Here is a 23,264-nt window from a genome sequence, read left to right as displayed (position 1 = left end):
GATGAATAACTTAAACGTAATTATTGCCGATGACCATCCAATTGTCCTTTTCGGTATCCGAAAATCTCTGGAACAAATTGAATGGGTTAACGTTGTAGGTGAGTTCGAAGACTCAACAGCACTGATCAATAATCTGTCCAAGCTTGACGCCAACGTCCTGATCACCGACCTCTCTATGCCAGGTGAGAAGTATGGCGATGGTATTACGCTGATTAAATATATTAAACGCCACTACCCGGATCTCTCGATTATTGTTCTGACCATGAACAATAACCCGGCGATTCTGAGTTCAGTGCTTGATCTCGATATCGAAGGGATTGTACTGAAACAGGGCGCGCCTACCGATTTGCCAAAGGCACTGGCTGCACTGCAGAAAGGCAAGAAATATACGCCGGAAAGCGTTGCGAAACTGCTGGAGAAAATCAGCGCGGGTGGTTATGGCGACAAACGCCTGTCACCGAAAGAGAGCGAAGTGCTGCGTCTGTTTGCAGAAGGTTTCCTGGTCACCGAGATTGCCAAGAAGCTGAACCGCAGTATCAAAACCATCAGTAGCCAGAAGAAATCAGCGATGATGAAACTGGGCGTGGATAACGATATCGCACTGCTGAACTACCTGTCGTCTGTCAGCCAGACTCAGGTCGAAAGAGACTAAGTTACTTCCTGAGGCGGTGCAGCCTGCACCGCCTCGCCTCTGCCCTTTCCTGCCCTACCCCATCCGCGTTTTACGTACCCGATCAGCATAGATTGCCAGCGTCACTTTCAGCACATCTAACGTCACCGGTTTCGACAGGCAGTTATCCATGCCCGCATCCATGCAACGCTGTTTCTCTTCCGCCAGCGCATTCGCCGTCACGCCAACCACCGGGAAGAGATGGCCCAGCTGACGCAACCGCTGCGTCAGGCGATAACCATCCATATTCGGCATGTTCACGTCGGTCAGTACGATATCAATCTCATTACGACTCAGTACATTAAGTGCATCAACGCCATCCTGCGCAGTCTTCACCTGATAGCCCAGCGTGCCGAGCTGTTCCGACAGCAGCATGCGATTAATCGGATGGTCATCGACAATCAGCACCATGATGTCATCGTTATGCACTTTCTCTTCTACCGGTGCGGCCAGCAACAGCGCATCTGCGGCGTCGTTGCCCAGTGCGATCCGATAGATGCGCGCCAGCAGCGCCGGAACCTCATGCAGCGTGGCGGTAGAGTGGATCCAGCGGCCAGGCTGACGTTCACGCGGCATATCCACATGCGATCCATCGAAAGTGACCAGTGCCCGCAACGGAACATCAATATCCAGTTCGTAATCGGTCATCACCACATCGTCATGGCCAGGCTTACCGTTATACTCCCCGACCTGAATGCCCTGCTGCTGAATCTGACGCGTAATAAATTCCGCGAGGTACTCGTTACGCATCGCCAGCCAGATTTTCTTATCCTGTAAATCCTCCAGCAGCATCAGTGACGGCTTCTGCCCTTTGTAGATTGGAATACGCACAATAAACTGGCTGCCCATACCTGGCTCTGAGTCGACCTCAATGTCGCCGTCCATCATATTGATCAGCTTTTCACAGATCGCCAGTCCCAGCCCGGTGCCCTGGAAATTACGCTGCACGCCATTTCCCACCTGGAAGAAGGGATCAAACAGGCGTGGCAGCTCTTTTGCCGGAATGCCGACGCCAGTATCACGGACGCGGAATGCCAGATAGCCCTGCGCAACGTAAGCGTGGAGGATAATACAGCCCGTATGCGTGAACTTAATCGCGTTATTCAGCAGGTTAGAGATCACCTGCTGCAGACGCAGCGGATCGCCGTCCAGCACCTGCGGAACGTCATGCTCAATAAAGCAGTAGAGCGTAAGCCGCTTCTTCACCACCAGCGACAGATAGTTGCCGACGATGTGGGTCACGATTTCACGAGGTGCAAACGGACGCGGCTCAATTTTCAGCTGCTCTGATTCGATTTTTGAGAAGTCGAGAATATCGCTGATGATTTTCAGCAGCAGGCTGGAGGAGTTGTTCATCGCCGTCACCAGCGAGTCGATACCGCTGGGCAGCTCTTTGGTCTGCAGCAGATCGAGATTCCCGATAATGCCATAAAGCGGCGTGCGCAGTTCGTGACTGACTGTGGCAAGGAACATCGATTTTGACTGGCTCGCCTGCTCTGCCGCGTGGGCCATCTCCTGCAGCGACTGCTCCATCCGCACGCGCGCCGAGACGTCGACCAGCACGCAAATCGCCACGTTCTCATTACGATAGCGTGAATGCACGAAGCTGATTTGCAAATTGGTATTACTGCCGGTGAGCACATCGACAAAGTTGACCTGCTGCCCGCCAATAATCTCATTCAGCCGCAGGCGATCTTCCTGCGTCAGCAACGTCAGATAATTGTGCGCCAGCTCGTTACTCAGAATATTGGTGCCGTCGCTGGTGCGTAAAATACAGATCCCGACCGGCGCAGAGGCGACAATCTTACGGTTAAACTGCTCATGCTCTTCCAGCCGGTGCGCGTTCTCCTCCGCCGGCAGGAACATCCGGCGCTCAAATAGCCAGGCGAGGGTAAACAGAATGACAGCGCTGAAAATATTGAGCAGCAGCGCATTAATGATCATCAGCTTGAGCTGATCCACCATCACGTCGGTAGATATCGACCACACCACGTTAAGATCGGAAGGCGGCAGCGGCTTTTTCAGAACCAGTTGACGATAACCATTCAGGTATCCGAACCAGGTTTTATCATCAGGAAGACTATCGAGCGAGAAGCCCAGCCCGCCGCGCCGCGAATTTAGCAGTGGACGATAATTTTCATCGGTAATGGAGGCGATAATCGGCAGGCTGCCCGGCTGAATAAACTCATCCAGACGGATATTCTGTTCGACGCCAAGCAGCGCCTGTAACTTATTAGCAACGTAGACGGGCACCACCATAAAGAAGGTTCCGACGCCTGGCTGAGCACTGCTGTTAATCCAGTACATCGGATTGCGGCGATCTTCTTCGCTGCTGTTGCGATAGCGCAGCACATTCTCACGCAGCGATTTCAGGCTGCGTTCCCGGTCAGCATTGCTGCTGCCAATCGTGAAGTCGGCCAGACACTGACTCTCGCCACCGATAAAGAACACCCGATTCAGCTCATACGATGAGGCGAAGTTACTTTTCCAGTAATTGATGTAGTAACTGAGTGAATCGAGCGAGTTGCGCCAGGTATTGCTCATCGAGGTACAGTCGCCATCCGAAAACAGGGGCGTAAACTGCGGCTGGGATGTTTTGCCTGGCATCATACCGGTCAGCACATCCAGACCGCTGCTGGCGTTGGTTAAGCGGTTCTCGGTGATATATTTCAGCTCACGCATCATGTCCGCCGAATGGCGCACATACCACTGTATGGTGCCGTAGTTGCTGGCAAACTCCTGCCGAACCTGCGTCTCTTTATTGTGCAGCACGCTGATAATGTAAAACGCAGTAAGAACGGCGCCCAGCGTCCAGATTAGCAGCGCCAGCGCGCGGAAAAGATAGCGCGAGATGCGAAGCGTAGTGCGGAAAGAGACAGGATATTTCAAAGGTAACTCGCAGTTGGCAAGGTTAGTCGCATCATCGATTTTTAATGCCCATACACTAGCTTTATCGGGCGTAAAAAGCCAGCCAGCCGCAGGCTTAGCGGGCGGTTTGGGAATCTTTTAAGACAGCCAAAGCAACATCTTTATCCCAACAAAAAATGGCCGCCTCTCACGGCTTAAACAAATACACACATATCCCCCTCAAAGCGACGTCAAAATCCCAACAAGAAAGGCCCGCTATGCCCGAGGAGCAAAGCGTCCACGCCAGGGATGGCGTGGCCGATCCGCATGGATGCGGGAATCCTTTGCGATCGGGCATAGCGGGTCTTTCGGCGGCTCCCGACTCACAGCCATCAGCCACCAGCCACCCGCCACCCGCCATTTTCCCGACCCGCCTCTCACACCTCAAACAACACGCCCATCCCCTCAAAGCGACACCCAAATCCCAACAAGAAAGGCCTGCTGTGCCCGAAGAGCAAAGCGTCTGGCCCGCGATGGCGTGGCCGATCCGCATGGATGCGGGAATCCTTTGCGATCGGGCATAGTGGGCCTTTCGGCGGCTCCCAACTCACAGCCACCAGCAACCAGCAACCAGCCTCCAGCCTCCAGCCTCCAGCCTCCAGCCCTAAGCTCCCTGCTCCCTCCCCATCACACAAAAAAAACGGCAGGCCGGGTTTCCCCTGACCTGCCGTTTCTGCAACGAACCTCAGCTCACGCCAGACAAATTACTCTTCGTCTTCAGCCGCGTCGTCTTCGTCTTCTGCATCCGCTTCCGGCGCAATCTCTTCATCGTCGTTCTCTGCTTCCGGCGCGATATCTTCCTCGCCTTCCGCCACGCTACCGTCGATTGAATCCAGCTCTTCTTCTTCAACCGGCTCGGCAACACGCTGCAGACCCACGACGTTCTCATCCTCTGCGGTACGAATCAGAATCACACCCTGGGTATTCCGACCCACGACGCTCACTTCTGAAACGCGGGTACGCACCAGCGTACCGGCATCGGTGATCATCATAATCTGATCGCCATCAACGACCTGAACGGCGCCAATCACCGGACCATTACGTTCGGTCACTTTGATTGAAATAACACCCTGAGTCGCACGCGACTTGGTCGGGTATTCGCTGTTGGCCGTACGCTTGCCGTAACCATTCTGCGTCACGGTCATAATTGCACCCTCTTCACGCGGCACAATCAATGACACAACGCGATCGCCTTCAGCCAGCCTGATGCCGCGTACGCCAGAGGCGGTACGACCCATCGCACGGACTGCGGTTTCTGCAAAGCGCACCACTTTACCGGCCGCTGAGAACAGCATCGCTTCATCGTTACCGTTGGTCAGCGCCACACCGATCAGCTCATCGTCGTCACGCAGATTCACGGCAATAATGCCCGCGCTGCGTGGACGGCTGAACTCTTTCAGTGCGGTCTTCTTCACGGTACCGAGCGCGGTCGCCATAAAGATATTAAAGCCTTCGGTATACTCACGTACCGGCAGAATCGCCGTAATACGCTCGTTGGCTTCCAGCGGCAGCAGGTTGACGATTGGACGTCCACGTGCGCCACGGCTTGCTTCCGGCAGCTGGTAAACCTTCATCCAGTAGAGACGGCCACGGCTGGAGAAGCAAAGAATCGTGTCATGCGTATTGGCGACCAGCAGACGATCAATGAAGTCCTCTTCTTTGATACGTGCGGCTGATTTGCCCTTACCACCACGACGCTGCGCTTCATAGTCGGTCAGCGGCTGATACTTCACATAGCCCTGATGCGACAATGTCACCACAACATCTTCCTGATTGATCAGGTCTTCGATATTAATGTCAGCCGTGTTGGCGGTAATCTCTGTGCGACGCTCATCACCGAACTGATCACGCATCAGCTCCAGCTCTTCGCGGATCACCTCCATCAGACGGTCCGCGTTCGACAGAATGCGCAGCAGCTCAGCGATCTGCTCCAGCAGCGCTTTATACTCATCCAGCAGCTTCTCGTGCTCAAGGCCGGTCAGTTTCTGCAGACGCAGATCCAGAATTGCCTGAGCCTGCTGCTCGGTCAGATAGTATTGACCATCACGGATGCCATATTGTGGATCCAGCCACTCCGGACGCGCGGCGTCATCACCGGCACGCTCGAGCATCGCTGACACGTTACCGAGATCCCACGACTGTGCAATCAGACCCGCTTTCGCTTCTGCCGGGTTTGGTGCACGACGAATCAGCTCGATGATCGGATCGATATTCGCCAGCGCAATCGCCAGACCTTCCAGGATATGCGCACGATCGCGCGCTTTACGCAGTTCAAAGATAGTACGACGCGTCACAACTTCACGACGATGGCGAACAAAGGCGTCCAGAATCTCCTTCAGCGCCATGATCTTCGGCTGACCCTGATGCAGGGCGACCATGTTGATACCAAACGAGGTCTGCAACTGGGTCAGTGAATAGAGATTATTCAGCACGACTTCGCCGACCGCATCGCGCTTGATCTCAATCACGATACGCATGCCGTCTTTATCAGACTCATCGCGCAGTGCGCTGATGCCTTCGACACGCTTCTCTTTCACCAGCTCCGCAATCTTCTCAATCAGGCGTGCCTTGTTAACCTGATACGGCAGCTCATGAATGATGATGGTCTCGCGGCCCGTTTTAGCATCGGCTTCCACTTCGCCACGCGCACGAATATAAATTTTACCGCGTCCGGTGCGATACGCTTCTTCGATGCCACGGCGGCCATTGATGATAGCGGCGGTCGGGAAATCAGGCCCCGGAATGTGCTCCATCAGCTCTTCAATGCTGATGTCTTCATTTTCAATGTAAGCCAGGCAGCCGTTAATCACTTCACGCAGGTTATGCGGCGGAATGTTGGTTGCCATACCTACGGCGATACCGGAAGAGCCGTTCACCAGCAGGTTAGGGATTTTGGTCGGCAGAACTTCAGGGATCTGCTCAGTGCCGTCGTAGTTCGGTACGAAATCGACGGTCTCTTTTTCCAGGTCAGCTAACAGGTCGTGGGCGATTTTCGACATGCGAATTTCGGTATAACGCATCGCCGCGGCGGAGTCGCCGTCGATGGAACCGAAGTTGCCTTGTCCGTCCACCAGCATGTAACGCAGGGAGAAAGGCTGGGCCATACGTACAATGGTGTCGTAAACGGCGGAATCACCATGCGGGTGATATTTACCGATAACGTCACCGACGACGCGGGCAGATTTTTTATAGGGTTTGTTCCAGTCGTTACCCAGTACACTCATCGCAAAAAGTACGCGACGATGAACCGGCTTCAGGCCATCACGCACATCGGGTAAAGCTCGGCCAACGATGACCGACATGGCGTAACCGAGGTAAGAATTTTTTAATTCTTCTTCGATATTGACCGGTGTAATTTCTCTCGCAAGGTCGCTCATGGAGCCGCTATCCCTCTACTTAATCCCGGATTTTAAAGGTGCGAAAGTATATCACACTGCAATGCTCTGGTGAACGCTAACCACCGATTTCACCCGCTTTTCCTTGTGCCTGAAAGGTGTGCCATCTGCGGTTAAGCGTTTATACTGTGGGCACATTTTGTCAGGAGTTACGATTCAATGAATGCACAACCGCAGAATCATCAGCAGAACGTCGATGCGCAGGAAATTGCCAAGTTTGAGGCCGTTGCCTCGCGCTGGTGGGATCTGGAGGGTGAATTTAAACCGTTGCACCGCATTAACCCGCTGCGCCTGGGCTATATCGCGCAGCACAGCAACGGCTTATTCGGTAAAACCGTGCTCGACGTCGGATGCGGCGGCGGCATCTTAGCCGAAAGTATGGCGCGCGAAGGCGCCGTGGTCACGGGTCTGGACATGGGCGCGGAACCGCTGGCCGTGGCGCGCCTGCATGCTCTGGAGAGCGGAGTGACGCTGGACTACGTGCAGCAGACCGTCGAAGAGCATGCGGAGCAGCACGCCGGAAAATATGATGTGGTGACCTGCATGGAGATGCTGGAGCACGTGCCGGATCCGCGCTCAGTCGTTCACGCCTGTGCGAAGCTGGTCAAACCCGGCGGCGAAGTCTTCTTCTCTACGCTGAACCGCAATCCAAAAGCCTGGCTGCTGGCGATATTTGGTGCGGAATATGTGTTGCGCATGCTGCCGCGCGGCACTCACGACGTGAAGAAATTTATCCGTCCTTCCGAACTGCTGGGCTGGGTCGATGAAACGGCCCTGCGTGAACGCCACATCATTGGCCTGCATTACAACCCGGTGACTAACCGATTCAAACTGGCTCCCGGCACTGACGTGAATTATATGGTGCACACCCACCGCGCCGTCTGAGTGACCCGCCCGCCTGAATCAGGGCGGGCATCTCCTCTTCTGCGCCCGTTCTCCCTGTGCCGGTCACAGCACTCACCGCGCCAGAGGCATTCTGATGTCTGCCAATAGGTTACATCAGCCCGGTTCCATCCTCTTCAGCGTTACCGCATCCGATTCTCTGCTGACCAGCAACCCGCTAGCGGCTTTTAGCCATTTTTCATCCCTTTTCCTGCTGAATCCTGAGGATTGAATAAGAAACACGCGCCCGATCATAATAAGAAAAAAAAGTGTGATCTGGTTGACATGATGCCAGGCCTTACAAGGCGTGGGCTAAGAAATTTCGCAAGAATTACAACCCCTCCAGCCATCATTTTTTGCTCTTGTTAAGCGGCCGTAAAATACTAAAATATGCCCCCATGTAGTTATGGCTTTTCCCATCACCCCCTAGATGTAGTGTTTATCCACACATTATTCACAATGAATAGGCTGTGTATAAACCGGGATTTCTTTTAATTTTTGGATACTCACGCAAAGGTAAAAACGCGACATGAACCAAAGTCTGCTCGTTACTAAACGCGATGGCCGCCAGGAGCGCATTGATCTCGACAAAATTCACCGTGTGCTGGACTGGGCAGCTGAAGGGCTGAACAACGTCTCAGTTTCACAGGTTGAGCTGCGCTCTCACATTCAGTTCTATGATGGCATCAGAACCTCTGACATTCATGAGACCATCATCAAGGCCGCAGCAGACCTCATCTCCCGCGATGCCCCTGACTATCAGTACCTGGCTGCCCGCCTGGCGATCTTCCACCTGCGCAAAAAAGCGTATGGTCAGTTTGAGCCGCCAAAGCTCTATGACCAGGTCGTTAAGATGGTCGACATGGGCAAATATGATCGCCACCTGCTGGAAGATTACAGCCAGGAAGAGTTTGCGCAGATGGATGAGTTCCTTGACCACTGGCGTGACATGAACTTCTCCTATGCCGCAGTGAAGCAGCTGGAAGGCAAATATCTGGTGCAGAACCGCGTTTCGGGTGAAATCTACGAAAGCGCGCAGTTCCTCTACATACTGGTCGCCGCCTGCCTCTTCTCCGGCTACCCGCGCGACACACGTATGGATTACATCAAGCGTTTCTATGATGCGATCTCGACGTTTAAAATCTCCCTGCCGACGCCAATCATGTCTGGTGTACGCACCCCGACGCGCCAGTTCAGCTCCTGTGTGCTGATCGAGTGCGGCGACAGCCTGGACTCCATCAACGCCACCTCCAGCGCGATTGTGAAATATGTCTCTCAGCGTGCCGGCATCGGTATCAACGCCGGTCGTATCCGTGCGCTGGGCAGCCCGATTCGCGGCGGTGAAGCGTTCCATACCGGCTGTATCCCGTTCTACAAGCATTTCCAGACCGCGGTGAAGTCCTGTTCTCAGGGCGGCGTTCGTGGCGGCGCAGCCACCCTGTTCTACCCGATGTGGCATCTGGAAATCGAAAGCCTGCTGGTGCTGAAGAACAACCGTGGTGTTGAAGGCAACCGCGTGCGTCACATGGACTATGGTGTACAGCTCAATAAGCTAATGTATCAGCGCCTGCTGAAAGGCGAAGATATCACCCTGTTCAGCCCGTCTGACGTGCCTGGCCTGTATGACGCATTCTTCGCCAATCAGGATGAGTTTGAGCGCCTCTATACCAAATATGAGCAGGATCAGAGCATCCGCAAGCAGCGGGTTAAAGCGGTCGATCTCTTCTCACTGATGATGCAGGAACGCGCCTCTACCGGCCGTATCTACATTCAGAACGTCGATCACTGCAACACCCACAGCCCGTTTGACCCGAGCATCGCGCCGGTTCGCCAGTCTAACCTCTGCCTGGAAATCGCCCTGCCGACGAAACCGCTGGAAGATGTTAACGACGAAAACGGTGAGATTGCCCTGTGTACGCTCTCTGCGTTCAACCTCGGCGCCATCGAAAGCCTCGACGATCTGGAAGAGCTGGCTACCCTGGCAGTACGCGCGCTTGATGCGCTGCTCGACTATCAGGACTACCCGATCCCGGCTGCCCAGCGTGGCGCGATGGGTCGTCGTACACTGGGTATCGGCGTCATCAACTACGCCTACTATCTGGCGAAGCATGGTGTGCGCTACTCCGATGGCAGCGCCAATGGCCTGACGCACAAAACCTTTGAAGCAATTCAGTATTACCTGCTGAAAGCCTCAAACGAGCTGGCGAAAGAGCAAGGTGCCTGCCCGTGGTTCAATGAAACCACCTATGCGCAGGGCATTCTGCCTATCGACACCTACAAGAAAGATCTGGACGCGATCAGCAACGAACCGCTGCATCTCGACTGGGAAAGCCTGCGTGAAGAGATTAAAACGCACGGCCTGCGCAACTCGACCCTGTCTGCGCTGATGCCGTCTGAAACCTCGTCGCAGATCTCCAATGCCACCAACGGTATTGAGCCTCCGCGCGGTCACATCAGCATCAAAGCGTCAAAAGATGGCATCCTGCGTCAGGTCGTGCCGGAGTATGAGCGTCTGAAAGATCAGTACGAACTGCTGTGGGAAATGCCGAACAACGATGGCTACCTGCAACTGGTGGGTCTGATGCAGAAATTCATCGACCAGGCGATTTCGTCCAACACCAACTACGATCCGTCGCGCTTCACCAACGGTAAAGTGCCGATGAAACAGCTGCTGAAAGATCTGCTGACGGCGTATAAGTTCGGCGTGAAAACGCTCTACTATCAAAACACCCGTGACGGTGCTGAAGATGCGCAGGATGACCTGGCACCTTCTATCCAGGATGATGGCTGCGAGAGCGGCGCCTGTAAGATCTAATGGTCAGGCGGGAGAATCTCCCGCCTCATTCATTTCACGAGGCCTGGCTTCGTCTACTTTTGGACAACTTTTATGGCTTACTCCACTTTCTCACAGAACAAAAATGATCAGCTGAAAGAGCCGATGTTTTTCGGTCAGTCCGTAAACGTGGCGCGCTTCGACCAGCAAAAATATGACATCTTTGAAAAGCTGATCGAAAAGCAGCTCTCCTTCTTCTGGCGTCCGGAAGAGGTCGACGTTTCACGCGATCGCATCGATTACCAGGCGCTGCCGGACCACGAAAAACATATTTTTATCAGCAACCTGAAATATCAGACGCTGCTGGATTCTATTCAGGGCCGCAGCCCGAACGTCGCGCTGCTGCCGCTGATCTCGATTCCTGAACTGGAAACCTGGATTGAAACCTGGGCGTTCTCAGAGACGATTCACTCCCGTTCTTACACCCACATCATCCGTAATATCGTTAACGATCCGGCAGTTGTGTTTGACGATATCGTCACCAATGAGCAGATTCTGGCGCGTGCTCAGGATATCTCACGCTATTACGACGATCTGATTGAGATGACCAACTACTGGCATCAGCTGGGTGAAGGCACGCATCAGGTCAACGGCAAACCGGTTGTCGTCAGCCTGCGCGCCCTGAAGAAGCAGCTCTATATCTGCCTGATGAGCGTCAATGCGCTGGAAGCGATCCGTTTCTATGTCAGCTTCGCCTGTTCCTTCGCGTTCGCTGAGCGTGAGCTGATGGAAGGCAATGCCAAAATCATCAAGCTGATTGCCCGCGATGAAGCGCTGCACCTGACCGGCACCCAGCACATGCTGAATCTGCTGCGCAGCGGTGAAGACGATCCGGAGATGAAAGAGATTGCGGCAGAGTGCCGTGAAGAGTGCTTCGAGCTGTTTAAGAAAGCAGCGCTGCAGGAGAAAGAGTGGGCAGAGTATCTGTTCAGCGGCGGCTCAATGATCGGCCTGAACAAAGATATTCTCTGCCAGTACATTGAGTACATCACCAATATCCGTATGCAGGCTGTCGGCCTTGATTTGCCGTTCCAGACGCGCTCAAACCCAATCCCATGGATTAACTCCTGGCTGGTCTCTGACAACGTTCAGGTTGCGCCGCAGGAAGTGGAAGTGAGCTCCTATCTGGTGGGTCAGATCGATTCTGAAGTAGGCGCTAACGACTTCGACGACTTCCAGCTTTAATTATGAGCCGCGACGTTGTTATTCTGCGCAGTTCCGGCACCCGGCTGGAATGCACAGACGAACATACCAATCTGCTGACGCTGCTGGAAGCCAACAATCTCTGCGTGGAGTTTCAGTGCCGCGAAGGTTATTGCGGCTCCTGCCGGATGCGGCTGCTGAAAGGCGAAGTGCATTACCCACAGCGGCCGCTGGCCTTTGTGCAGCAGGATGAGATCCTGCCCTGCTGCTGCAAAGCCAAAGGCGAGATTGAGCTGGAGTTATAACCGAGGTGGGATAAGTCTGGCTTGATTTGCTGTGAGATCGAGTCAGCTTAGGGAACACGGTCAGATCGGAAAGACGCAAAAAGCGTCATCCCTGACAGCTCGGCCCGCGCGATTACGCACCTCATCCCTGAGGTGCGCCCGTAGCCGGGCCAACGCGTTGCGTTGTTCAAAAACGCTCCCGGCGTTTTTGTCCCAGGCGCGGGACGCTTTCCTCCTCTGCCCGTGTTCCCTGCGCTTTGAGCTAATTTATTGCTGCGAGAATGACGCTGTATGGGATTAATTCGCAGTCACATACAAGACGGGCGCCTCAGGCGCCCGTTTTATTTTCACTGATATTACTGTCTGACAGTTTCAACCACATCAATCCAGCCGTGACCGGTGCTCACTTCGCTGCCGTGTAACCAGCGGCGCAGCATATTCATCGCCATCATCGCCACCACCTTCTGCCGCGTCTCCAGATTATGGCGACCGGTACTGAACTTCACGCGCTGACCAAAGCTGCCATCCGGCGTATGCAGCGCCACCGAAATCTCTTCCTGCTCCAGGCTGCCAACAGAGAGCGCCAGCGCGGCCTGCTGCTGTGCAGCAAGTTCGCGGGTGCGGATCACCTGCTGCTCCAGCGTCTCCTGCCCGGATGGCAGGATGTCAGCCCCACGCAGCGGCACGCTGGCGCCAGCCAACTGCCAGTAAAGCAGTCCGGCAGTGTATTGCTCACTGACTGCCAGCTGCTCACCGCGCTGCTCCAGCTCACGTGCCAGCAGCGCCGGTAAGCCTTCGGTGCCTTCGAAAATGGTGCACTCCGCCAGTTGCAGGCGCACCTGCTGCCACACCTGCTCCATCGCTACCCGCTGACTGGCCGGGCCGGTGAGCTTGATCTCAATGATCGGCATGGACGAGCGATATCCCATGACCACGCCTTCCGGCAGCGCCAGCGGCTCCAGTTCGGCGGCAATATCGCTTTCACCGCGACCAAAGGTGGTCAGCCGCAGACAAATCGGTGGCTCGGGCGGCGAAAATTTCGCTTTCAGACGGGGGATGATCTGCTGCTCCACCATCACTTTAAATTCAGACGGCACACCAGGCGTGAAGAACATCCAGCAGCGATTGAGTTGCAGGGCAAAGCCACAGGCGGTACCGACCGGATTATCAATCAGTTCCGCATTGGCCGGGATTTCCGCCTGCTTGCGATTGCTGGCCGCCATCACACGTCCCCGGCTGGCGAACCAGGCTTCCATCTGTTCCAGCCACTCCTGCTGCACCTCAAGCTCAACGCCACAGGCTCTGGCGGCTGCCAGCGCACTGAGATCGTCACTGGTCGGCCCCAGACCGCCATTCACAATCAGCACATCTGCCTCATGGCTGCGCGTCTGTAGCGTGGCGATTAGCGATTCGAGTGAATCTCCTACCGTGGTACGGCTGGTCATAGGCAACCCTTGCTGGAACAACATATCCGCCAGCCAGGCTGCGTTGGTATCGACGATTTGGCCATGCAGCACCTCATCCCCGGTCGACAGCATCTCTACTCTAATCACGTTGAGTTCTCCTTTTCACGTTTGCTTTACTGTACGAACTCCTCCCGCCAGACACAATCGGCATCACCAGGGATTGTGACCACTGCGTCTCAGGCACGTTGCGCATAAAGATAGCGAGGGTGAAGCAGGAACAAGGGAGGTGAAGGTGTTCAGGGAGTTAAAAACCAATAAAAACGGCGGGATTGCCCCGCCGCTTTTTTACTACAGTTGTCTGCTACAACTGGGTCAGCGAATCGCGATTAACGACGCGCCAGCAGCAGACCGAGTACCAGACCGGCTGTTGCACCGATACCGACACCCTGCCACGGTTTTTCGTGCACGTAATCGTCTGCACGGTAAGCCGCTTGTTTAGCGCGATAGTAGTAGCTATCGGACGCCTGGCTGACACGAGATTTCACATCGTTCAGCGCCTGTTCGGCTTTGCTTTTAAGCTCAATGTACTTCTGATCGGCCGGATCGCCTGATGCCTTAAGGACTTCTTCCAGCGTTTCAGTCAGTAACGCAATATCGTCATCGAGGCCCGTTTCGAATTGATTTGTCTGATTTACCATCGTTTCCTCCGTGTGAATTGCAAAGCAGTTCATTAACTATAGTCATAATCTGGCGCTCTGCTGATTTCCTGCTCCAGGAATCACCTGATTTTTCATCTGTTAATCTTGCTCAGTGCAGGCTGTGCGCCGTTTCGCTACGCAAAGAAGTGTAAGACGCAGCGGCAACCGCGGAATTTCGCTTCGCTTCTTTGATTAATCTGATAAATTTTGTCGTGACTGAATTTTCCAGTAACCCTACTGTCGTACCCCTCTGTTGCCTGTGATTATCGGGCCATGAAAGTGCATTTTGCACGACAGTCACGACACCCTCGAACAGCTAAGGAATAATCTCTGGCATGAATCGAAGAATGTTTATGAAAGCGTCAATGGCCTTCTCCGCCGTCAGCGGCATGACCGGCCTGTCAACGCTGTTTGCGCAATCCGCATGGGCAGAAGATGGCATTGCTGACGGAACCGCCGTACGCTTCGATTTCGACGTATTGAAGAAAAACGCGGCTGCGCTGGCGAAAAAACCCTGGGGCGGAGCACCGGGCGCGCTGCCGGAGACGCTGGCCACACTGACCCCGCAGGCGTACAACGAAATTCAGTATGACGCCAACCACTCACTCTGGAACAACCTGCCCGATCGTCAACTGGACGTTCAGTTCTTCCATGTCGGTATGGGCTTCAAGCGGCGCATCCGCATGTTCTCTGTTGACGGTGAGAGTCGCGAAGCACGCGAAATTCACTTCCGTCCCGAATTGTTCAACTACAACGACGCCAAAGTTGATACGAAGCAGCTGGAGGGCAAAACTGACCTCGGCTTCGCCGGGTTCCGCGCCTTTAAAAAACCGGAACTGGCCCGTCGCGACATCGTCTCCTTCCTTGGCGCAAGCTACTTCCGTGCCGTTGACGATACTTTCCAGTACGGCCTCTCGGCGCGTGGCGTAGCGATCAACACCTTCAGCAATGGCCAGGAGGAGTTTCCCGATTTCACCGCCTTCTGGTTTGAAACGCCAAAAGCGGAAGATACCACCTTTACCTGCTACGCCCTGCTGGATGGTGCCAGCGTCACCGGTGCTTATAAATTCATCATCCACTGCGAAGAGAAACGCGTGGTGATGGAGGTGGAAAACCACCTGTTTGCCCGTAAAGAGATCCGTCAGATTGGCATCTCGCCAATGACCAGCATGTTCAGCTGCGGCACCAACGAACGCCGCATGTGCAACACTTACCATCCGCAGATCCATGACTCCGATCGCCTGGCGATGTGGACCGGTAAAGGCGAATGGATTGCCCGTCCGCTGAATAATCCTCAGCGTCTGCAGTTCAACGCCTATGAAGATGAGAATCCACGTGGGTTTGGCCTGCTGCAGCTTAATCACGACTTCAAAGATTATCAGGATGTGATTGGCTGGTATGACAAACGTCCCAGCCTGTGGGTTGAGCCGGTCGGTAAGTGGGGCAAAGGCGCGATCAACCTGATGGAGATCCCGACCACGGGTGAAACGCTGGATAACGTGGTCTGCTTCTGGCAACCGGCTGAGCCGGTCAAAGCGGGCAGCGAGCTGAACTTCTCCTACAAGCTTTACTGGAGTGGTCTGCCGCCGGTGCGTAGCGGTCTGGCGCGCGTGGATGCAACCCGTACCGGTATCGGTGGTTTCCCGGAAGGCTGGGCGCCAGGCGAACACTTCCCGGAAACCTGGTGCCGCCGCTTCGCCATTGATTTTATTGGTGGCGATCTGCAGGCTGCTGCGCCGAAAGGTATTGAGCCGGTGATTACCGTTTCATCCGGCAGCGTGAAGCAGGTTGAGATTCTTTATGTCGATCCGCTTAAGGGCTATCGCATCCTGTTTGACTGGTATCCGAATAGCGATTCCACCGAGCCGGTAGAGATGCGTCTGTTCCTGCGCAGCAAAGATGAGACGCTGAGTGAAACCTGGCTCTATCAATATTTCCCGCCTGCGCCGGATCAGCGTAAATATGTCGATGACCGCCAGATGACGGTGGGTTGATGTAAACAGGCGAGGCTCAGGCCTCGCCTTTTTTTTATGGCGCGTTCTTCAGCATATCGACGTGAGGGATCCCATCTTCCAGGTAATTCTCCCCCACCGCGACAAAGCCATGCTGCCCATAGAAACTTTCCAGATGCGCCTGCGCGGAGAGAAACAGATCGCGGCCCGGCCAGTGTTGCTGACAACTATTAATTGCCTGCTCCATCAGACGATTCCCCAGCCGCGCGCCACGAACCCGATCTGAAACAATCACCCGTCCGATTTTCACCGGGCTGGTCTCATCCTCCGGGGAGAGCAGTCGCGCATAGGCCACCAGCTGATCATCCGCCATTCCCAGCAGATGCCGGTTTTCCGCGTGCAAATCTTTGCCATCCACATCAAGGTAAGCGCACTGCTGTTCCACCACAAACACGGCACTGCGCAACGCCAGCAGTGCATAGAGCTGTGAGGGGGTCAGTTCGCTATGGTGTTTATCCTGCCAGTTAATGTCCATGCTCTCTCCTTTAAACCACACACTCTACATCAGCGCGGTGTCGCCAGCACCTGCTGGTGACACTATCTTACAGGCAAAAAAAATCAGGCCCGGAGGCCTGATTCGTCAGTCGCAGCAACGCGCTTACATCAGCGGCTGAGCCATCTGCACCAGTCTGATCAGCGGCTGCGGGTAAACCCCTAACAGCAGCACCAGAATGGCAGAGATCAGTACCACCACACCACCGGCCGTAAATGCCCAGTTAGCCGGGGTATCACGGGTATGCAGTTCTGGCGGGCTGAGGTAGAGACTCACCGTCACGCGCAGATAGTAGTAGAGGCCAATCGCACTACCCGCGACTACAGCACCGGTCAGCCACCACAGGTGCGCACTGACGCCTGAAGCGATAACGTAAAATTTACCGATAAAGCCCAGCGTCATCGGGATACCTGCCAGTGACAGCATCATCACCGTCATCACCGCTGACAGGATAGGACGATGCCAGAACAGGCCGCGATAGGAGTAGAGCGAGTCAGCATCCGGGCCACGATACGGGCTGGACATCAGACTCACCACGCCAAACGCGCCCAGGCTGCTGAACAGATAACCGGCCAGGTATACGCCAGAGGTTTCCAGCGACAGCTGATGATCTTTAACCGCAATCAGCGCCACCAGCAGATAACCGAGGTGGGCGATAGAGGAGTAACCCAGCAGACGCTTGATGTTGCTCTGCGAAATCGCCATCAGGTTACCGAACAGAATCGACACGAAGGCGATCATGGCCAGCACTGTGCGCACCGCTTCGCTGTCGGTCACCGGCGCGTACATAAACAGACGCATGATGACACCGAAGATAGCAATCTTGCTGGCTGTGGCCAGGAAGGTTGAAACCGGCGCAGGCGCACCCTGATAAACATCGGGGGTCCAGAGGTGGAACGGAACCAGTGAGAGCTTAAAGCCCAGACCGATAATCATCATACCCAGACCCACCAGCAGCAGTGGCTCGTGGATCATGCTGTCAGTCAGGCTCTGGCCCAGTGCCACAAAGCTCAGGTTACCGGAGTCGGCGTAGATCAGCGCAATACCAAACAGCAGGAACGACGAGGCCGCCGCCGAAAGAATGGTGTACTTCAGTGCGGCTTCCAGTGAACGTTTCTGGCGGAAGGCGTAGCCAATCAGACCAAACAGCGGCAGCGACAGCAGTTCAATACCGATGAACAGCGAAGCCAGATGGTTAGCACTGGCCAGCACGATGCCACCAAGTGCCGCAATCAGCACCAGCAGGTAGAACTCATCTTTGTTGTCCGGGAAGCCCGCCAGCCATGGATAGGCAAAGGTACAGGTCGCCAGACTCGCCAGCATGACCAGCGCGGTATAGAACATCGAATAGCCATCGACGCGCAGCAGCGGCGTGACATCCATCGCCCCGACCTGACCGACAAAGTACAGCGAGAGCAGCGCCAGGTTCAGGCCAACTACCGTTAGCGTGGCGTTAACGAAGTGGTTGCGTCGCCAGGCAATGGACAGCATCACAACCACCACCGTCAATCCGACGATTAACAGCGGTAGCAACGCAATCAATTGGTGAGGAGTTATTGTCATGGCGAATTACGGCCTTGTAGTTGAAATTGAAGCGGTAAACCACTGCTGAATATTGCTCATGGCAGCGTGCGAAGTATCCAGAATCGGCTGTGGATAGACGCCCAGCAGCACCAGCAGCACCACCAGAACACCGATGGTCATAAACTCACGCGGTGACATGCCTGGCAGCGGATCTTTCGATTTCGCTTCGCCGTAATAAGCGCGCTGCATCATCACCAGCGAGTAAATCGAGGCAAACACCAGACCAAAGGTCGCGATGATGATAATCATCGGCACCACCTGGAAGCTGCCGGTCAGAATCATAAATTCGCCGACGAAGTTACCGGTGCCTGGCATACCGAGGTTGGCAACAGCAAAGAACAGCGACAGACCCGGAATCCATTTGATGCGCGACCACAGGCCACCCATCTGACGCATATCACGAGTATGCAGACGCTCGTACAGCTGACCACACAGAATGAAGAGTGCTGCAGCGGAGAGACCGTGCGCAATCATCTGAATCACCGCGCCCTGCAGCGCCAGCTGGCTGCCGGTGTAGATGGCAATCAGCACAAAGCCCATGTGCGAAATCGAGGTGTAAGCAATCAGACGTTTGATATCAGTCTGCGAGAAGGCCATCCAGGCACCGTAGAAGATACCGATGATGCCTAACCACATGGCGATTGGCGCAAACTCGGCTGACGCATTCGGGAACAGCGGCAGACTGAAACGCAGTAAACCGTAAGCTGCGGTTTTCAGCAGGATACCCGCCAGATCAACAGAACCGGCCGTTGGCGCCTGACTGTGCGCATCCGGCAGCCAGCCGTGCAACGGTACCACCGGCATCTTCACCGCAAAGGCGATAAAGAAGCCCAGCATCAGCAGATATTCAACACCGCTCGACATTGGCGTCTGCAGCAGCTGTTCGTAGTTGAATGTCCAGACGCCAGTCGCGTTGTAGTGGACAAACACCAGGCCCAGAATCGCAATCAGCATCACCAGACCTGAAGCCTGGGTGTAGATGAAGAATTTGGTCGCGGCGGAAATACGGGTTTTGCCGTCCGATGCTTTATGACCCCAGAGCGCGATGAGGAAGTACATCGGCACCAGCATCATTTCCCAGAAGAAGAAGAACAGGAACAGGTCGATGGAGAGGAAAACACCGATTACGCCGCCCAGGATCCACATCAGGTTCAGGTGGAAGAAGCCCTGATACTTTGAAATCTCATTCCATGAACAGAGCACCGCCATCAGACCGAGCAAGCCGGTCAGCACCACCATCAGCAGCGACAGGCCATCAATGGCTAAATGGAAGCTGATGCCGAAGCGTGGGATCCACGGAACGGAGAAACTTGACTGCCACTGCGGAATGCCCGCTGCCTGCGTCAGTGAATAGCCTCCCTGCAACCAGAGTTGCAGTGAAAGCGCCAACGTCAGCCCCATAGTGATCAGTGCGATCCAGCGTGGCACCTTCGCGCCGAGGCGCTCAGTGAGCCAGCAGATCAGACCACCGACGAAGGGTATGATAATTAGCCAAGGTAATAACACGGCACACTTCCCTTTTCTTTGTCTTAGTTCGGGCTATCTTACTTGCCATTTTGGCTCCCGGCAGTGCTCGCAATCCTCACATACCTCGGTATGCTCCGGTTGCTGTGCGCTGGCGGTAACCAAACTGGCCGCGACGATAACGCCCTTGCTCAGGACAATTTTTGACATTCTCAATGGGCAGATTAGCTAACCTGCCCCGCTCATCAATCTTTAAATCACCAGCAGCAGAGCCAGCACCAGCACGGCGCCCACGCTCATTGACGCAACGTACCAGCGCAGGTAGCCATTCTCACTGACTACCAGGCCTTTGTTGGCAATACGTGACAGCAGCGCAGGCAGGTTCATCAGGCCATTCAGTGGGTCGCGCTTCAGCAGCCACGCAATACCCAGATAAGGTTTGACGAACACTTTATCGTAGAGCCAGTCGAAGCCCCAGGCCGCAAACCACCAGGTGCCGAAGAAACGGCCTGGTGCACTGTTTGCGATACGGGTAACCAGCTCACGTTTGCCCAGCCACAGCGCGGCAGCGATCAGAATGCCGACAATCGCTACAACGCCCGAGGTGATTTCAAGTCCCACTTTACCCGCTTCACCGAACTCATTGGCTGGCAGTACACCTGCCAGCGGCGGCGTGATCAGCGCACCAATAAAGGTGGAGAGCAGCAGCAGCACAATCAGCGGCAGATGATGGGTAATACCCTTACCGGCGTGCGCATGAATTTTCTCTTCGCCGTGGAACACGATGAAGATCATACGGAAGGTATAGATAGAGGTCAGGAACGCCCCCACCAGACCCGCAACCATCAGGTTGATGTGACCGTTAGCCAGTGCGCCAAACAGGATCTCATCTTTACTGTAGAAGCCTGCCGTAATCAGCGGAAGTGCCGCCAGCGCCGCGCCGCCCACCAGGAAGCAGGTGTAGACCAGCGGAATGCTCTTACGCAGGCCACCCATTTTGAAAATGTTCTGCTCGTGATGGCAGGCCAGAATCACTGAACCCGAAGAGAGGAACAGCAACGCTTTAAAGAAGGCGTGCGTCATCAGATGGAAAATCGCCGCATCCCACGCCTGAACACCCAGCGCCAGGAACATGTAGCCAATCTGGCTCATGGTGGAGTAAGCGAGAACACGTTTAATGTCGGTCTGTACCAGCGCGGCAAAGCCTGCCAGCACCAAGGTAATCGCCCCGATAATCCCGACCAGATGCAGCACTTCCGGCGTCAGCAGGAAGAGACCGTGGCTACGGGCAATCAGGTAGACACCTGCTGTCACCATGGTCGCGGCGTGGATCAGTGCCGAAACCGGTGTCGGACCGGCCATCGCATCTGCCAGCCAGGTCTGTAACGGCAGCTGAGCCGATTTACCGACCGCGCCACCCAGCAGCATCAGCGTTGCCCACTGCAGCATATGGTTATCTGCGGCAAAGTGCGCAGGTGCCAGCTCCATCATCTCGCGGAAGTTCAGCGTGCCCAGCTCGTTGTAGAGGATGAACAGACCAAATGCCAGGAAGACGTCGCCCACGCGGGTAATGATGAACGCTTTCATCGCCGCTTTGCCGTTTTCCGGATTGCTGTAGTAGAAACCGATCAGCAGATAAGAGCAGAGTCCTACCCCTTCCCAGCCCAGATACATCAGCATCAGGTTATCGGCCAGCACCAGAACAACCATGCTGGCGATAAACAGGTTGGTATAGGCGAAGAAGCGGGAGTAGCCCTCTTCTCCACGCATGTACCAGGAGGCGAACATGTGAATGAAGAAACCGACACCGGTTACGACAGACAGCATGGTCAGCGACAGGCCATCCAGCGTCAGGTTCACCTTCATGTCGAAGTTGCCGACATGCATCCAGGTCCAGAGCGCCTGCGTGTAGGCTTGCTGGCCGTTGGCGAAGAAGTCAAAACCGACCATCGCTGTAGTCAGGGCCGCCAGACCCACCGATCCCATACCAATCGTGGCCGACAGGTTCTCTGACCAGCGACCGCGCGAAAACGCTAACAGCAGAAAGCCGATCAGCGGAAACAAGACAGTTAAATAGAGAAGATTCATCCGCGCATCTCGCTCACAGTATCAATGTTCAGCGTCTGACGACGACGATAGAGCTGAAGCAGCAGTGCCAGACCAATACTGGCTTCCGCTGCCGCCAGGCTGATCGCCAGGATATACATCACCTGTCCATCGGCCTGACCCCAATAGCTCCCGGCAACCACCAGGGCTAAGGCGGCGGCGTTGATCATGATTTCAAGGCCGATCAGCATAAACAGCAGATTGCGGCGTATTACCAGCGACGTCAGTCCAAGGACAAACAGCACGGCAGCAAGAATCAATCCATGTTGTAACGGGATCATGCGTTCTCCTTTTTCACCTGAGCGGCGTCAGCATTACGGTTACTCAGGACTTCGCCCTGACGCTCCTCGCGACCGATATGGAAGGCCACGACCAGACCCGCCAGCAGCAGCATTGAGGCCAGTTCAACCGCCAGTACGTAAGGACCGAACAGGCTGATGCCGACCGCTTTGGCGTCGATGATGGTGCCATCGATGCCCTGATCGTTGGCGGTCAGGATGGCGTAGACCATTACGACCAGCAGCAGCAACGAGACGATACCCGGACCAATCCACAGTGACGGGCTGAGCCACTCACGCTCCTGCTTCTCGGTCTGTTTGCCCAGGTTCAGCATCATGACCACGAAGACGAACAACACCATAATGGCACCGGCGTAGACGATGATCTCCAGCGCACCGGCAAAATAGGCTCCCATAGAGAAGAAGACGCCCGCGATCGATAACAGCGAAACGATCAGGTACAGCAACGCATGTACCGGATTAGTGTGAGTAATGACGCGCAACGTCGTCAGCACCGCCACCAGCCCGCAAAGATAAAACGCAAATTCCATGCCTTGCTCCTTAAGGTAATAAGCCTTTGACGTCGATAGGCTTCGCTTCGTTTTCTGCTTCGCCCTTATCTTTACCGTCAATCGCCATACCTGCCATGCGGTAGAAGTTGTACTCCGGATATTTACCCGGCCCCGAAATCAGCAGATCGTCCTTCTCATACACCAGATCCTGACGCTTAAACTCACCCAGTTCGAAATCGGGGGTCAGCTGAATCGCCGTGGTCGGACAGGCTTCCTCACACATGCCGCAGAAGATGCAGCGTGAGAAGTTGATGCGGAAGAACTCCGGATACCAGCGGCCATCTTTGGTTTCGGCTTTCTGCAGCGAGATACAGCCAACCGGGCAGGCAACCGCACACAGGTTACAGGCGACGCAACGCTCCTGACCATCCGGATCGCGGGTTAATACGATACGGCCACGATAGCGGGGTGGCAGATAAACCGGCTCTTCCGGATACATCTGAGTTTCACGTTTGGCGAAGGCGTGCAGCCCGATCAGCCAGATACTGCGAACTGTCGTGCCAAAGCCTACGACAATATCTTTCAAAGTCATTTGTT

At 55.0% G+C, this 23,264-nt stretch carries 17 protein-coding genes; 6 read left to right on the top strand and 11 right to left on the bottom strand.

Going from position 1 to position 23,264, the window contains the following annotated elements; genetic code table 11:
- The first annotated feature begins 1 nt into the window (after position 1).
- Positions 2-652, top strand: a complete 651-nt coding sequence (gene rcsB, locus ACO6VX_RS01665) for a response regulator transcription factor RcsB (protein ID WP_009089068.1) — start codon at positions 2-4, stop codon at positions 650-652.
- 54 nt (positions 653-706) lie between these two features.
- Here rcsB and rcsC read toward each other — a convergent pair whose 3' ends face one another.
- Both rcsC and gyrA read right to left on the bottom strand, forming a co-directional pair.
- Positions 707-3,559, bottom strand: a complete 2,853-nt coding sequence (rcsC, locus tag ACO6VX_RS01660; RefSeq protein ID WP_010248396.1) for a two-component system sensor histidine kinase RcsC — start codon at positions 3,557-3,559, stop codon at positions 707-709.
- A gap of 722 nt (positions 3,560-4,281) precedes the next feature.
- Positions 4,282-6,954 carry a DNA topoisomerase (ATP-hydrolyzing) subunit A gene (gyrA, locus tag ACO6VX_RS01655; RefSeq protein WP_010258103.1) on the bottom strand — a complete coding sequence of 891 codons (2,673 nt, stop codon included), beginning with the start codon at positions 6,952-6,954 and terminating at the stop codon, positions 4,282-4,284.
- Between the two features lie 177 nt (positions 6,955-7,131).
- On the opposite strand from gyrA, the gene ubiG reads away from it, so the two are divergent.
- The 4 genes from ubiG to yfaE all read left to right on the top strand — a co-directional run bounded on the left by ubiG (position 7,132) and on the right by yfaE (position 12,135).
- Positions 7,132-7,857 carry a bifunctional 2-polyprenyl-6-hydroxyphenol methylase/3-demethylubiquinol 3-O-methyltransferase UbiG gene (gene ubiG / locus ACO6VX_RS01650; RefSeq protein ID WP_010671459.1) on the top strand — a complete coding sequence of 242 codons (726 nt, stop codon included), beginning with the start codon at positions 7,132-7,134 and terminating at the stop codon, positions 7,855-7,857.
- 526 nt (positions 7,858-8,383) lie between these two features.
- Positions 8,384-10,669: a class 1a ribonucleoside-diphosphate reductase subunit alpha gene (gene nrdA / locus ACO6VX_RS01645; protein ID WP_010258098.1), complete on the top strand. Its 2,286-nt coding sequence runs from the start codon at positions 8,384-8,386 to the stop codon at positions 10,667-10,669.
- Positions 10,670-10,741: 72 nt separating this feature from the next.
- On the top strand, positions 10,742-11,872 hold the full coding sequence (nrdB, locus tag ACO6VX_RS01640) for a class Ia ribonucleoside-diphosphate reductase subunit beta (protein WP_010258096.1): 1,131 nt from the start codon (positions 10,742-10,744) through the stop codon (positions 11,870-11,872).
- A 2-nt stretch (positions 11,873-11,874) separates the two neighbouring features.
- Positions 11,875-12,135 (top strand): class I ribonucleotide reductase maintenance protein YfaE, encoded by a 261-nt coding sequence (gene yfaE / locus ACO6VX_RS01635; RefSeq protein WP_010258095.1) that lies wholly within the window; start codon positions 11,875-11,877, stop codon positions 12,133-12,135.
- A gap of 335 nt (positions 12,136-12,470) precedes the next feature.
- On the opposite strand, the gene ACO6VX_RS01630 is transcribed toward yfaE, so the two are convergent.
- Positions 12,471-13,667 (bottom strand): nicotinamide mononucleotide deamidase-related protein YfaY, encoded by a 1,197-nt coding sequence (locus tag ACO6VX_RS01630; protein WP_422457493.1) that lies wholly within the window; start codon positions 13,665-13,667, stop codon positions 12,471-12,473.
- Between the two features lie 239 nt (positions 13,668-13,906).
- Positions 13,907-14,218, bottom strand: coding sequence for a stress response protein ElaB (elaB, locus tag ACO6VX_RS01625; RefSeq protein WP_010258091.1), 312 nt, complete (start codon positions 14,216-14,218; stop codon positions 13,907-13,909).
- A 335-nt stretch (positions 14,219-14,553) separates the two neighbouring features.
- Here elaB and ACO6VX_RS01620 point away from each other — a divergent pair, with 335 nt between their 5' ends.
- Positions 14,554-16,212, top strand: a complete 1,659-nt coding sequence (locus ACO6VX_RS01620) for a glucan biosynthesis protein D (protein WP_029519710.1) — start codon at positions 14,554-14,556, stop codon at positions 16,210-16,212.
- Positions 16,213-16,246: 34 nt separating this feature from the next.
- Here the strand turns inward: ACO6VX_RS01620 and ACO6VX_RS01615 are convergent, their stop codons facing one another.
- From ACO6VX_RS01615 to nuoI, 7 genes are all read right to left on the bottom strand, one after another.
- Entirely contained in the window at positions 16,247-16,705 is a 459-nt protein-coding gene (locus ACO6VX_RS01615; RefSeq protein WP_010671456.1) for a GNAT family N-acetyltransferase, read from the bottom strand.
- Between the two features lie 123 nt (positions 16,706-16,828).
- The gene (gene nuoN / locus ACO6VX_RS01610) at positions 16,829-18,286 is read right to left on the bottom strand and encodes an NADH-quinone oxidoreductase subunit NuoN (protein WP_010258083.1); all 1,458 of its coding nucleotides are present in this window, start codon (positions 18,284-18,286) and stop codon (positions 16,829-16,831) included.
- A gap of 6 nt (positions 18,287-18,292) precedes the next feature.
- Complete coding sequence (nuoM, locus tag ACO6VX_RS01605) at positions 18,293-19,813, bottom strand: NADH-quinone oxidoreductase subunit M (protein ID WP_010258081.1); 1,521 nt, start codon at positions 19,811-19,813, stop codon at positions 18,293-18,295.
- A gap of 210 nt (positions 19,814-20,023) precedes the next feature.
- Positions 20,024-21,859, bottom strand: a complete 1,836-nt coding sequence (nuoL, locus tag ACO6VX_RS01600; RefSeq protein ID WP_010258078.1) for an NADH-quinone oxidoreductase subunit L — start codon at positions 21,857-21,859, stop codon at positions 20,024-20,026.
- Entirely contained in the window at positions 21,856-22,158 is a 303-nt protein-coding gene (gene nuoK, locus ACO6VX_RS01595) for an NADH-quinone oxidoreductase subunit NuoK (protein WP_003854236.1), read from the bottom strand. The genes nuoL and nuoK overlap by 4 nt, the downstream gene beginning before the upstream one ends.
- The gene (nuoJ, locus tag ACO6VX_RS01590; RefSeq protein ID WP_010258075.1) at positions 22,155-22,706 is read right to left on the bottom strand and encodes an NADH-quinone oxidoreductase subunit J; all 552 of its coding nucleotides are present in this window, start codon (positions 22,704-22,706) and stop codon (positions 22,155-22,157) included. The genes nuoK and nuoJ overlap by 4 nt, the downstream gene beginning before the upstream one ends.
- 10 nt (positions 22,707-22,716) lie before the next feature.
- The gene (nuoI, locus tag ACO6VX_RS01585) at positions 22,717-23,259 is read right to left on the bottom strand and encodes an NADH-quinone oxidoreductase subunit NuoI (protein WP_003854239.1); all 543 of its coding nucleotides are present in this window, start codon (positions 23,257-23,259) and stop codon (positions 22,717-22,719) included.
- Positions 23,260-23,264 lie beyond the last annotated feature (5 nt).

The sequence above is a fragment of the Pantoea sp. BJFS-204 genome (assembly GCF_049310725.1).
Classification (GTDB): domain Bacteria; phylum Pseudomonadota; class Gammaproteobacteria; order Enterobacterales; family Enterobacteriaceae; genus Pantoea; species Pantoea agglomerans.
This window is presented reverse-complemented; position numbering and strand designations above follow the sequence as displayed.

Coding starts and splice junctions, on each gene's coding strand:
- rcsB (WP_009089068.1), top strand. CDS start 2: ATGAATAACTTAAACGTAATTATTGCCGATGACCATCCAATTGTCCTT.
- gyrA (WP_010258103.1), bottom strand. CDS start 6,954: ATGAGCGACCTTGCGAGAGAAATTACACCGGTCAATATCGAAGAAGAA.
- ubiG (WP_010671459.1), top strand. CDS start 7,132: ATGAATGCACAACCGCAGAATCATCAGCAGAACGTCGATGCGCAGGAA.
- nrdA (WP_010258098.1), top strand. CDS start 8,384: ATGAACCAAAGTCTGCTCGTTACTAAACGCGATGGCCGCCAGGAGCGC.
- nrdB (WP_010258096.1), top strand. CDS start 10,742: ATGGCTTACTCCACTTTCTCACAGAACAAAAATGATCAGCTGAAAGAG.
- yfaE (WP_010258095.1), top strand. CDS start 11,875: ATGAGCCGCGACGTTGTTATTCTGCGCAGTTCCGGCACCCGGCTGGAA.
- elaB (WP_010258091.1), bottom strand. CDS start 14,218: ATGGTAAATCAGACAAATCAATTCGAAACGGGCCTCGATGACGATATT.
- ACO6VX_RS01620 (WP_029519710.1), top strand. CDS start 14,554: ATGAATCGAAGAATGTTTATGAAAGCGTCAATGGCCTTCTCCGCCGTC.
- ACO6VX_RS01615 (WP_010671456.1), bottom strand. CDS start 16,705: ATGGACATTAACTGGCAGGATAAACACCATAGCGAACTGACCCCCTCA.
- nuoN (WP_010258083.1), bottom strand. CDS start 18,286: ATGACAATAACTCCTCACCAATTGATTGCGTTGCTACCGCTGTTAATC.
- nuoL (WP_010258078.1), bottom strand. CDS start 21,859: ATGAATCTTCTCTATTTAACTGTCTTGTTTCCGCTGATCGGCTTTCTG.
- nuoK (WP_003854236.1), bottom strand. CDS start 22,158: ATGATCCCGTTACAACATGGATTGATTCTTGCTGCCGTGCTGTTTGTC.
- nuoJ (WP_010258075.1), bottom strand. CDS start 22,706: ATGGAATTTGCGTTTTATCTTTGCGGGCTGGTGGCGGTGCTGACGACG.
- nuoI (WP_003854239.1), bottom strand. CDS start 23,259: ATGACTTTGAAAGATATTGTCGTAGGCTTTGGCACGACAGTTCGCAGT.